The sequence below is a fragment of the Bacillus sp. PK3_68 genome (genome assembly GCF_003600835.1).
GTDB lineage: Bacteria > Bacillota > Bacilli > Bacillales > Domibacillaceae > Pseudobacillus.
The window spans coordinates 1,241,929-1,253,387 of the sequence record NZ_NQYC01000001.1 but is presented as its reverse complement, the minus strand read 5'-3'; the positions used below and the strand labels follow the sequence as shown (position 1 = coordinate 1,253,387).

The 11,459-nt window shown below is 42.3% G+C and carries 15 protein-coding genes and 1 pseudogene; 13 read left to right on the top strand and 3 right to left on the bottom strand.

Annotated features, from left to right (window positions below; translation table 11 throughout):
* Position 1 precedes the first annotated feature (1 nt).
* From CJ483_RS06610 to CJ483_RS06565, 10 genes and pseudogenes are all read left to right on the top strand, one after another.
* Complete coding sequence (locus CJ483_RS06610; RefSeq protein WP_041097404.1) at positions 2-268, top strand: IreB family regulatory phosphoprotein; 267 nt, start codon at positions 2-4, stop codon at positions 266-268.
* A gap of 6 nt (positions 269-274) precedes the next feature.
* Positions 275-690, top strand: a pseudogene (ruvX, locus tag CJ483_RS06605) (Holliday junction resolvase RuvX).
* Between the two features lie 4 nt (positions 691-694).
* Complete coding sequence (locus tag CJ483_RS06600; protein WP_259455581.1) at positions 695-991, top strand: DUF1292 domain-containing protein; 297 nt, start codon at positions 695-697, stop codon at positions 989-991.
* A 116-nt stretch (positions 992-1,107) separates the two neighbouring features.
* Positions 1,108-2,229, top strand: a complete 1,122-nt coding sequence (gene mltG, locus CJ483_RS06595) for an endolytic transglycosylase MltG (protein WP_120033249.1) — start codon at positions 1,108-1,110, stop codon at positions 2,227-2,229.
* 270 nt (positions 2,230-2,499) lie between these two features.
* On the top strand, positions 2,500-3,144 hold the full coding sequence (locus tag CJ483_RS06590) for an O-methyltransferase (protein ID WP_120033246.1): 645 nt from the start codon (positions 2,500-2,502) through the stop codon (positions 3,142-3,144).
* Between the two features lies 1 nt (position 3,145).
* Positions 3,146-4,075 carry a peptidase U32 family protein gene (locus CJ483_RS06585; RefSeq protein ID WP_120033243.1) on the top strand — a complete coding sequence of 310 codons (930 nt, stop codon included), beginning with the start codon at positions 3,146-3,148 and terminating at the stop codon, positions 4,073-4,075.
* A 27-nt stretch (positions 4,076-4,102) separates the two neighbouring features.
* Complete coding sequence (locus CJ483_RS06580; protein ID WP_481747736.1) at positions 4,103-5,365, top strand: peptidase U32 family protein; 1,263 nt, start codon at positions 4,103-4,105, stop codon at positions 5,363-5,365.
* 5 nt (positions 5,366-5,370) lie between these two features.
* A complete protein-coding gene (udk, locus tag CJ483_RS06575) occupies positions 5,371-6,006 on the top strand; it encodes a uridine kinase (RefSeq protein ID WP_120033237.1) in 636 nt (211 codons plus the stop codon).
* Between the two features lie 205 nt (positions 6,007-6,211).
* On the top strand, positions 6,212-6,682 hold the full coding sequence (gene greA, locus CJ483_RS06570) for a transcription elongation factor GreA (protein ID WP_120037833.1): 471 nt from the start codon (positions 6,212-6,214) through the stop codon (positions 6,680-6,682).
* A 120-nt stretch (positions 6,683-6,802) separates the two neighbouring features.
* Positions 6,803-7,456, top strand: a complete 654-nt coding sequence (locus CJ483_RS06565; protein ID WP_120033234.1) for a YrrS family protein — start codon at positions 6,803-6,805, stop codon at positions 7,454-7,456.
* A 75-nt stretch (positions 7,457-7,531) separates the two neighbouring features.
* Here the strand turns inward: CJ483_RS06565 and CJ483_RS06560 are convergent, their stop codons facing one another.
* Positions 7,532-7,735: a DUF2536 family protein gene (locus CJ483_RS06560; protein WP_120033231.1), complete on the bottom strand. Its 204-nt coding sequence runs from the start codon at positions 7,733-7,735 to the stop codon at positions 7,532-7,534.
* Positions 7,736-7,864: 129 nt separating this feature from the next.
* Here CJ483_RS06560 and mtnN point away from each other — a divergent pair, with 129 nt between their 5' ends.
* On the top strand, positions 7,865-8,566 hold the full coding sequence (mtnN, locus tag CJ483_RS06555) for a 5'-methylthioadenosine/S-adenosylhomocysteine nucleosidase (RefSeq protein ID WP_120037831.1): 702 nt from the start codon (positions 7,865-7,867) through the stop codon (positions 8,564-8,566).
* 262 nt (positions 8,567-8,828) lie between these two features.
* On the top strand, positions 8,829-9,107 hold the full coding sequence (locus CJ483_RS06550) for a hypothetical protein (RefSeq protein ID WP_120033228.1): 279 nt from the start codon (positions 8,829-8,831) through the stop codon (positions 9,105-9,107).
* A 4-nt stretch (positions 9,108-9,111) separates the two neighbouring features.
* On the opposite strand, the gene sigK is transcribed toward CJ483_RS06550, so the two are convergent.
* Positions 9,112-9,822, bottom strand: coding sequence for an RNA polymerase sporulation sigma factor SigK (sigK, locus tag CJ483_RS06545; RefSeq protein WP_120033225.1), 711 nt, complete (start codon positions 9,820-9,822; stop codon positions 9,112-9,114).
* Between the two features lie 188 nt (positions 9,823-10,010).
* On the bottom strand, positions 10,011-10,550 hold the full coding sequence (gene pssA / locus CJ483_RS06540) for a CDP-diacylglycerol--serine O-phosphatidyltransferase (RefSeq protein WP_120033222.1): 540 nt from the start codon (positions 10,548-10,550) through the stop codon (positions 10,011-10,013).
* A gap of 122 nt (positions 10,551-10,672) precedes the next feature.
* Between pssA and CJ483_RS06535 the strand changes: the two genes are divergently transcribed.
* Entirely contained in the window at positions 10,673-11,452 is a 780-nt protein-coding gene (locus tag CJ483_RS06535) for a phosphatidylserine decarboxylase (RefSeq protein WP_120033219.1), read from the top strand.
* The last annotated feature ends 7 nt before the right edge of the window (positions 11,453-11,459 follow it).

The following is an 11,459-nucleotide window of genomic DNA, read 5'->3' as shown; positions in this document are numbered from 1 at the left end:
AATGAGCTCTTTTGATCAGACGATGAAATTTAATTTTCCAGAAGAACCGTTTGAGCAGAACGTGGAAGAGGTACTTTTTAAAGTATATAAGGCTCTTCAGGAAAAAGGATATAATCCGATCAACCAAATTGTTGGTTATTTGCTTTCCGGCGATCCCGCATATATTCCAAGGCATAACGATGCGCGCAATTTGATTCGCAAGCTCGAGCGTGATGAAATTATCGAAGAACTTGTGAAAACGTATTTAAAACAGCAGCGAGAGGAATAAACTTTTATGAGAGTTATGGGGTTGGACGTCGGTTCAAAGACAATCGGCGTTGCCATTAGCGATGAATTGGGCTGGACCGCGCAAGGCGTGGAAACGATTCGTATCAATGAAGAGAAGTATGATTTCGGCTTAGGACGCATTGAGAGCTTATGCAAAGAATATGGAGTTGAAAAGTTTGTCGTTGGACTGCCTAAAAATATGAACAATACGATAGGTCCACGCGGTGAGGCTTCCCAATCTTTTGCAAAAAAATTAGAGAAGCGCTTTTCGCTGCCAGTCGTTCTCTGGGACGAACGGCTAACCACAATGGCAGCGGAAAGAGTTTTGCTTGAAGCAGACGTGAGCCGAAAAAACGCAAAAAAGTGATTGATAAGATGGCTGCCACTATGATTCTACAAGGATTTTTGGACAGCCAAAAATAATGAGGTGAAGAAAATGGACCACGGAGAAAAACAAATTACGATTATTGATGAAAACGGCAATGAACAGCTATGCGAGGTACTTTTCACGTTCGATTCTGATGAGTTTGAAAAGTCCTATGTGCTTTATTTCCCTGTTGGAGCAGAAGAAGATGACAACGAAGAGATCGAAATTCATGCTTCTGCCTTTATTCCTGGTGAAGACGGCGAAGATGGTGAACTTCAGCCGATTGAATCTGATGAAGAATGGGAATTAATTGAGGAAATGTTGAATACATTTCTTGATGAGGAAGAAGAGGAATAATCAAGCAATCAAAAAAGACCGGGGCTGCCCCGGTCTTTTTTCAATTCTATCTTTTCTCAAAAGATGTAGTATAATAAAAAAGCAAAGAAAGGCTCGTTATTTGTTGAAAGGGGTAAGTGTATGTCGAAACAATCATATATCCAGCCGCCTGGCAAAAAGAGACGGTTAAAAAAAGCTATTTTTTTGCCATTATTTTATTTCTGCTACTGATTGGCGGACTGGCAGCGGGCGGATACTTTTTCATTCAATCCGCATTAGAGCCTGTTAACAAAGCAGATCATACTCCTGTTCAGGTTAATATTCCAATTGGATCTAGCCTATCAGTGATCGCTGAAAAGCTGGAGCAAAAAGGGATCGTTAAAAATGCCGAAGTCTTTAAATATTACGTAAAATACAAAAATGAAGATAACTTTCAAGCTGGAGAATATTCCTTTACACCTAGCATGACAATGGATGAGTTAATCAAAAGCTTAAAAACAGGAAAAGTGATTGGGCAAGGTCAAGTGAAGATCACCGTTCCAGAAGGTTATCAACTAACCCAAATTGCTGCTGTTATCGGCAAGCAAACGGGCCATTCGGCAAGTGATGTGCTGAAAGTAATGAATGATCGGGTGTTTATTCAGGAAATGATGAAAAAGTATCCAGAGCTGCTCACTGAGGAAGTACTTGCTAAAAACATTAAGTATCCGCTTGAAGGTTACTTATATCCCGCTACTTATCACTATGGGAATAAGAATAAGCCGGTCAAAGAAATAGTGGAAGATATGCTCGAAAAAACAGATAGTGTGCTTGTTCAGTATCGGACAGCTATGGCTGCAAAAAAAATGAGCACTCATAAATTGTTGACTCTCTCTTCCTTAATCGAGGAAGAGGCTACGGAAAAAGCGGACCGCCATAAAATTTCGAGCGTATTTTATAATCGTCTGGCAGCGGGTATGCCGCTACAAACAGACCCAACAGTACTGTATGCACTCGGCAAACATAAAAAACGTGTTCTGTATGAAGATTTAAAAGTGAATTCTCCATATAATACTTACAAAGTAAAAGGATTGACACCAGGACCGATTGGCAATAGCGGTGTCTCATCTATGGAGGCAGCTTTAAATCCTGAAAATACGGATTTCCTTTATTTCCTTGCTTCTCCTGCAGGGGATGTATACTATGCTAAAACTTTAGAAGAGCATAGCAAATTAAAGGAAAAATACATTACGAACTACCAAGAACAGCAAAAGCAATAGACAGAAGGATCGCTTTTCCTATGCTATTGTGATAAAATAGTTCAAGTGTTTTTGGGAAAGACAAGTTAATGAAATACCATCAAGCAGAAAGCTGACAGGCTTTCTTCTTTTTCTTGTCAATGGAAATGTGGCTTCCCCATTATTTAATTTGAACAGGAAAGTTTTTTGTGATAGCCATGCCTGCCTCATAAGGATGGAGAAAGGTTCGGTTGCAGGAGATCGTCGCAGTTACATAAGGCACAGTCAGGCCTTTTGGAGAAGGGGTGTATTATGGACAATATTATTCATCATTATATAGAATCATTGATTAAAAGCCGTGCCCCATTATTTATTGAAATGGAAGCTTTTGCTAAGGAACATGGAGTGCCAATTATGGAGCCAGCCGGCATAGAAGCCATGCTGCAAATCATGCGTATTCAGCAGCCAAAGCGGATTTTAGAAATAGGAACGGCTATAGGCTATTCAGCCTTGCGGATGGCTGCAGCCCTTCCAGAGACAGAGATCATCACCATTGAAAGGGATGAATCGCGCTATCAGCAGGCTATTGATTATATCCATCGTTCAGATTGCAAAAGCCGGATAGAGGTGTTATTCGGTGATGCGCTCGATTTAATCGCAGAGGCAGGAAAAAAGGGTCCGTACGATGCGATTTTTATTGATGCTGCTAAAGGACAGTACACTCGATTTTTTGAGGGGTATTCCGCTTTTTTAGTGCCAGAGGGCACGGTATATACAGACAATGTGTTGTTCAAAGGCTATGTTGCCGGCATCCCGGTAGAGTCAAAACGAATGATTAATTTAGTAAAGAAAATTCAATCTTACAATGAGTGGCTGATGAATCATCCGGACTTTGATACGGCAATCATCCCGGTCGGAGATGGTTTAGCAGTTAGCCGCAAAAGAGGTGGGAAATAACGTGAAAAAACCAGAATTGCTTGTTACTCCGCATAACATAGAAGCGATTGAGCTTCTTGCAGAGGCAGGAGCTGATGCATTTGTTGTTGGCGAGCAGCGCTATGGATTGCGCCTTGCGGGAGAGTTTGGCAGAGAAGAAATTAAAAAAGCAATTGAGAAGGCTCATAGCAAAGAAAAGAAAGCTTATGTGGCAGTTAATGCTATTTTTCATAATGAAATAGCTAATGAACTGGATGAGTATATCGCATTTATCAAAGAAGCAGGAGCCGATGCCATTATTTTTGGAGACCCTGCTGTACTAATGGCTGTTCGTGAAGTAGCACCTGATATGCCGCTGCATTGGAATACAGAAACTACAGCAACAAATTACTTCACTTGTAACTATTGGGGAAAACGCGGGGCTGTGAGAGCTGTTCTTGCCCGTGAATTAAGCATGGATGAGATGATTGATATAAAAGAGCACGCGGAAGTTGCCATTGAGGTGCAAGTACATGGCATGACATGTATGTTTCAATCTAAACGGCCGCTTTTAGGCCATTATTTTGAGTATCAGGGGAAAGTGATGGAGATCGAAAATCGCAGAGAAGCGAAAAACATGCTTTTATACGATAAAGAGCGCGGAAATAAATATCCGATCTTCGAAGATAAAAACGGTACCCATATTATGAGTCCCAATGATATATGCATGATCGACGAGCTTGAGGAAATGGTAGAAGCGGGGATTGACAGCTTCAAAATTGATGGGATCCTGCATTCACCGGAATATTTACTGGAAGTGACGAGGCTTTATCGCCAGGCTATTGATTTATGTGTAGAGGATTCTGAGCAGTACGAAGAAGTGAAAGAAGAATTACTCGAGAAAATTGAAGAGTTACAGCCGGAACACCGCCCATTAGATACAGGCTTCTTCTTCAAGGAAACGGTTTATTAAAAAGGAGGAACAAACGTGAGTGCGGTTATAAACGATAAGATTTCAACCGTCGTTGACGGCAAGCGGGTTATTGTGAAAAAACCAGAATTGCTGGCGCCAGCAGGCACACTTGAGAAATTAAAGATCGCTATTCATTACGGAGCAGACGCTGTGTATATTGGCGGTCAAGAGTATGGCCTTCGTTCAAATGCGGGAAACTTTACATTAGAAGAAATGAAAGAAGGCGTGGAGTTTGCTCGAAAATATGGGGCCAAAATATATGTAACAACTAACATTTATGCGCACAATGAGAACATAGACGGGCTCGAAGACTATTTGCGAGGATTGCAGGAGGCTGGCATCACCGGTATTATCGTCGCAGATCCGCTTATTATTGAGACATGCCGGCGTGTTGCACCAAAAGTGGAAGTCCACTTGAGCACACAGCAATCTTTGTCTAACTGGCGTGCAGTTCAGTACTGGAAAGAGGAAGGGCTGCACCGGGTTGTTCTTGCTCGAGAAACAACAAGTGAAGAAATGCGTGAAATGAAGGAAAAGGTTGATATTGAAATTGAAACATTTATTCACGGTGCAATGTGTATTGCTTATTCAGGCCGCTGTGTTCTGAGTAATCATATGACGGCCCGTGATTCAAACCGGGGAGGATGCTGTCAGTCATGCCGTTGGGACTATGACCTTTATTCACTTGAGGATAACGGCGAACAGGCTTTATTTTCTGAGGATGATTCGCCTTTTGCGATGAGTCCAAAAGATTTAAAGCTTGTTGAATCGATTCCAAAGCTCATTGAGTTAGGCATAGACAGCTTAAAAATTGAAGGCCGTATGAAATCCATTCACTACATTGCGACAGTGGTTAGTGTCTATCGAAAGGTAATTGATGCTTACTGTGCCGATCCAGATCATTTTCAAATCAAGCAGGAATGGCTCGATGAACTTGAAAAATGTGCGAACCGCCCAGCAGCTCCGGCTTTCTTCGAAGGCACTCCTGGCGTAGAAGAGCAGTTATTTGGTGTTCATGGGAAAAAAGCTTCATATGATTTTGCCGGACTTGTTCTTGATTATGAAGAAGAGACAGGAATCGTTACTCTGCAACAACGGAACTTTTTCCGCCCGGGAGACGAAGTCGAGTTCTTTGGTCCGGAAATTGAAGGTTTCACACAAACGGTAGAGGTGATATGGGATGAGCAGGGGAATGAGTTGGATGCCGCTCGCCACCCGCTGCAAATTGTCCGTTTTAAAACAGCAAAACCAGTGTACCCAAATAACATGATGCGAAAGGGGCTTGAATAAGTTTCATGGACCAAAAGCCAGTTGTCATCGGTGTTGCCGGCGGTTCCGGTTCCGGCAAAACGAGCGTTACAAAGTCAATTGCCGAGCATTTTAAAGGACATTCTGTTATGGTTATTGAGCAAGACTATTATTATAAAGATCAAAGTCATCTGCCATTTGAAGAACGGCTGAAGACGAACTATGATCATCCCCTTGCTTTTGATAACGATTTACTCATCAGTCATATTGAAAATTTATTGGAATACAAAGCAGTCGAAAAGCCGGTGTATGATTATGCTCGGCATACACGTTCGGCTGAAACGATCCGGATGGAGCCGAAAGATGTCATTATACTTGAAGGCATTCTCGTACTGGAGGATGAGCGTCTGCGTGATTTAATGGATATTAAGTTATTTGTTGATACGGATGCAGATTTGCGCATTATTCGCCGGATGATTCGGGACATTAAGGAGCGGGGACGTACGTTTGAATCTGTCGTTGATCAATACTTAAATATAGTCCGGCCGATGCATAACCAGTTCATTGAACCAACGAAGCGCTATGCAGATATTATTATCCCGGAAGGTGGCCAAAATCATGTAGCCATCGACCTCATGGTAACAAAAATTCAAACGGTTCTTGAACAAAAAGCCATTTTATAGTATCTTTTTATGAAACAGACATAATCTTTTAAAAACAAAGGCTGTCTCAACCATTGGAGCGGGCTTATGGCGCGCTCATATATAGAGGAAAACGCTTTCCCTATATATGAATGCGGCAAAAGCTGCTCTAAATGAGGCAGCCTGCTCATGTTTACTTGTTTTCCTCACCAAGGAAGGCAGCGAGATGAAAAGGAGTGGAAGGGACTTGTCAACAGAAAAAGTATACCCAATGACTAAAGAGGGGAAAGAAAAGTTAGAACAAGAACTAGAATATTTAAAAACCGTTAAGCGCAAGGAGGTTGTAGAAAGAATTAAAATTGCCCGCAGTTTCGGGGATTTATCGGAAAACTCCGAGTACGATTCAGCGAAGGAGGAGCAAGCCTTTGTTGAAGGGCGCATCGGCACAATTGAGGCAATGATTCGCAATGCGGAAATCATTGAAGAGGATAACAGCAACGTCGTTTCTTTAGGAAAGACAGTTGTATTTATTGAGCTGCCGGATGGTGAAGAAGAAGCTTATACAATCGTTGGTAGTGCAGAAGCCGACCCATTCGAAGGGAAAATTTCAAACGATTCTCCGATTGCGAAAAGTCTGCTTGGCAAAGAAGTGGGCGATGAAGTCATCGTGCAGACACCTGGCGGAGAAATGAAAGTGAAAATCGTCTCAATTAAATAATGAATAGAAAAAAGCGCTAAAGACAGTAGGTCTTTAGCGCTTTTTTCGGTTAAAATAACTTCATGTTCAAGTAGAGACATGATAAAATGTGAATGATGCCAAAGAGAGAGGAGTCGTAACATGGCACAGCCATCACGTACAGAAAGAAAATCTAAACGAAGAAAAACAAATCGAATTTTAAATACCGCCATTGCTGTTGTCGTTCTTTTAATTGTTGTTGTTGCGTTCACTATTTTTTCAGGCGGTGGAAAAGAAGAAGCTGCACAGCCGCCTAAGCCGAAAACGGAGACGCAACAATCTTCGGCTAATAAGCAAGATGAGCCGTCATCTGACGTAACAGATGAGGAAGAAGACACAACAGACCAAGACACAACAGACGAAGAGAAGAAAGAGGATGAGCAAGAGAAGAAAGAAAATGATCAAGAAGGAGTCATCGAAAAAGAGAGCGATGAGCCAAATGTTGAAAAAGAAATAGAGAACCCAAATTGGACAGGCGTCGGCACTTCGCAATCAGGACAGCATACTTCTTCATTTGATAGCAATTCAGTGGATTGGAAAGAGAAGAAAGAAGCGTTATCTTATGCAACAGGTATTCCTCAAGAAGAAATGATCGTCTGGTATATTAGCGGAGATGGCCCTCAAGGAGCAATCGGAACCATTTCGCCAAAAAGTGACCCGAACAACGCCTATCGTGTATATATAAACTGGGTGGACGGCGAGGGTTGGAAGCCGGTAAAAATGTACAAGCTAAAGCATAATGATAAAGGGCGGTAAGTTTTGAGAGGGGACGCGCATTGGCGGGTCTCCTCATTTTTTGTCTATCAGGCCAAATAGGAAGTTCTGTTTTTCTTACTTGGCTTTAAAGTGAACGACAGCTGAAAAGTGCTTATGACCATCTGCATCAATTTGCATCTGATGGCTGACCGAGTGGACACCTAACAGAATAGCTCGGTTTTGTTCGATTTTTTCAGCAATTTTTTTCTCTAGAGAAGCGAGGGTAGTCGCTTCAAAAAATTCAATTTTATCTTCAATTAAGTCGAGTTGAAACTGCATGCTCTTTCCCCTTTCAAATTAGTTTAGTTTCTTCTTATGTATACAAGATAAAAGGAAGAAGTGGCAAGCAGTTCTGTGAAAAAAATGCTAAAATGAGACAGGTACATGGAAAGAACGGAGGAGAAGAAAGTGAAAATAGCAATTATTGGAGCAATGGAAGAAGAAGTGGTAATTTTGCGCGAGCAAATGGAAAATCGTCAAGTGGAAACGATAGCTAATAGCGAGTTTACAACTGGAACATTGAATGGGGCTGAGGTCATTCTGCTGCGCTCTGGTATTGGAAAGGTCAACGCTGCAATGACGACAGCCATTTTACTGCATCATTTCCGGCCGGACGCTGTGATCAATACAGGTTCAGCGGGTGGGCTAAATCCTGCGCTTAATGTAGGGGATGTTGTAATTTCTACAGAAGTGCGCCACCATGATGTAGACGTGACGGCGTTTGGTTATGAGTACGGCCAGGTACCACAGCTTCCTGCTGCTTTTGAAGCGGATGAAAAGCTGATTAGCATTGCCGTGGGCTGTGCGAGCGAAGCTGGAGAGGAACATGTAGTGAAAGGGCTGATCGCGACAGGAGATGCATTTATGAGCGATCCAGCGCGTGTGCTTGAGGTAGGAAAGAAATTTAATGGGTTGCAAGCTGTTGAAATGGAGGCAGCGGCCATTGCTCAGGTAGCTTATCAATTTGGTGTTCCATTTGTAATTATTCGTTCGATCTCCGATATTGCGGGCAAAGAATCCGATGTGTCATTCGAGCAATTCCTGCCAAAAGCAGCCCGCCATTCGGCCAATCTTGTCGTGGGGATCGTCAATCAATTGTCCCGTCAATGAAATGTGAATAATTTGTGAAAAGCGTGCTACACTACATTCCATTTGTGGTACATTAATAGTAAATAGCTTTTTGAGTATGTAAGGAGTGAAGAAGAATGGTCATGATGATTATGGGATTGCTGCTTGCTACAATTATGGGAGTGCTAGTATCCATTACAATTGATTAAAACAGAAAAGCGGAAGGCGCTTGCCGAGCAGCGTATAGAAGACTGGACAGCTTCGCAGGAGATAAAGGAAACACGAAGAGCGAAAGCGATTCGATGTGGACTTATCGAAGGAAGGAGCAGGAAGTCTACTAGCTGCTAAGCGCCTGCAGCTGGACAAGAAAAGCGGAAGCAGCCTGTTTGGCCCGATAGGAGGTTGGAGGCCTCGACAAGGAGGCGCTCTTTGGCTCCGCCCGAGAGGACGAAACCGCCGTACGGGCTGGCTGCTGCAGCTGGACAAACAGAAAGACAGAGCTGTCAGCTTATCGCTGAAGGATGATCTCGATAGATATTTTTATTTTTCTAAGAGCGGCTTCTCTCGTGGAAGCCGCTCTTAGTTCTCTAATGCCCCCTACCTTTTTCTTCACGATAGAACTCATGGAACATTTTCATAAGGGCACGCTTTTCAATTCGTGATACGTAGCTGCGGGAAATGCCAAGCTCTTTAGCGATCTCCCGTTGGGTTTTTTCTTCATTTTGATTTAAACCAAAGCGAGCAATGATCACCTCTTGCTCGCGTTCATCCAGGACTCGTAAAAATTTCAATACTTTTTTCAGCTCGATTGTCAGCAGAATATGCTCCAACACATCCTCATCTTCCGACTTTAGAATATCGAGCAGGTTGATTTCATTTCCTTCTTTGTCGTGTCCGATTGGGTCTTGAAGGGAGACGTCTTTTTTTGTTTTCTTCAAGGCACGCAAATGCATTAAAATTTCATTTTCAATACATCGCGCGGCATATGTAGCTAATTTTGTCCCCTTTCCTCCTGAGTAGCTCTCAATCCCTTTAATTAAACCAATCGTTCCGATTGAAATAAGATCTTCGGAATCCTCTCCAGTATTTTCAAACTTCTTCACAATGTGTGCGACAAGCCGAAGATTGTGCTCGATCAACTTGTTGCGGGCCTCTGCATCGCCTTTTGCCATTTTCTCTAAGTAGATCCTTTCTTCTTTAGGAGACAAAGGCTGCGGGAAGGCGTTATTTTTTACATAGGAGACAAAGAAAATTAATTCTTTTACCGCGTAAGATAGAGCAGCAAGAATGCCGAGCATTGAACCTCCTCCTTTGGTAAATCCGCTGTTGTCCTAAGTGTATGAGAGAGGGGCCGCTGATTTGCCTGTCCTCTTGAATTTTCGAAGAAAAGGCGAGGAATGTCATATGAAAGAGAAAAAGGAAGGCGAGAAAAGCAGATGGTTTTTACTAATGGCAATAAAAAACCCCGGGGATTTCCCGGGGAGGTTTAAACCTTTTTTAGTTTAAAAGGGCTAATCATCAATAAGGATAAGCACATAATAATAACCATGAATGAAGGCATGGGAAGATAAGGAATAGCTAAATAGCTAAGGGTGAGCAAGCATCCAGCTGCTGTGATCGGCAAGCCGTGAAAATAGCCGTTGTTCTCAGAAATATTGAAGCGAGCTAGCCGAAAAGCTCCACAGCCGATGTAGAAGACCGTGAAAAAGGATCCAGGAAAGCCAAACTCAGATAAGATTCCTATATAAAGTAACAGAGCGGGAGCCACCCCAAAAGAGATAATGTCGCACATCGAATCCAACTGCTTGCCTAATTCAGATTCAATATTCATTCTGCGGGCAACCATTCCATCAAAACGATCAGCAAGGGCCGCTATGAAAATAAGCAGCAGGCCAAGATGGTACTGAGCGTGCATCGTCATTAAGATAGAAAAGCCGCCTAAAGCTAAATTACCTAATGTTAGCACGTTGGCTGTTTGAGCTTTTGCTTTCTTTATAGTGATATCTATAACTTGAGAAATAAACAAATTTACACTCTCCTCGAATTTAGCAGGAAATCTGCTGATAGTTTATTATATAATAATATTTTGATGATGATCTATTATACCATAAAGTGGATAGGATTTTTTAAATTTTTGGAGGTTGAATCGTGCAACGCTACTTATATCGCTTTTTTATTGAACTGACAAATAAGAGGTGGTCTTCACGACTCCTTGAACGATATACAAGTTCTTCCCTAAGTAAGCCGATGATCCGCCCTTTTATGAAAGCATACAGGGTCAATGAGCAAGAAATGGCTCATCCGGTTGAACATTATCAAACACTTCATGATTTCTTTATGCGCCAGTTGCTGCCGGACGCAAGGACGATTGATTATGGAGACGATCATGTTGTGAGTCCTGTCGATGCGCTGCTTGCAGAAAAAGGTATGATTACGAGCGGCCATGAAATAATGGTGAAAGGAAAGCCTTATTCTGTGACTGAAATGCTTGGTAACAGTGGAAAAGCAGCTGGTTATGAGAAAGGGACATTTCTCGTTTTTTACTTGAGTCCAAGCCATTACCATCGAATTCATAGTCCGATCAACGGCCGGGTCGTTCAAAAATGGACGCTTGGCAAACACTCTTATCCTGTCAATAGTCACGGTTTAAAATACGGCAGAAAACCTCTTGCTAAAAATTATCGAGAAATTACGGAGCTGGAATTTGATTCTGGAAAAATGGCGGTAGTAAAAGTAGGAGCCATGTTTGTAAATTCGATTGAACGCTCTCATCACGGGCTAACTTGGAGACAGGGGGAAGAAGTCGCTTATTTTAATTTCGGCTCGACGGTTGTTCTTTTGTTTGAGCCCGGGACATTTGCATGGAATGAGCGGCTGAGTGTGCCTTGCGAAATAAAGGTTGGTGAAAAAGTGGGCACACTCGTATAAAAAAGCA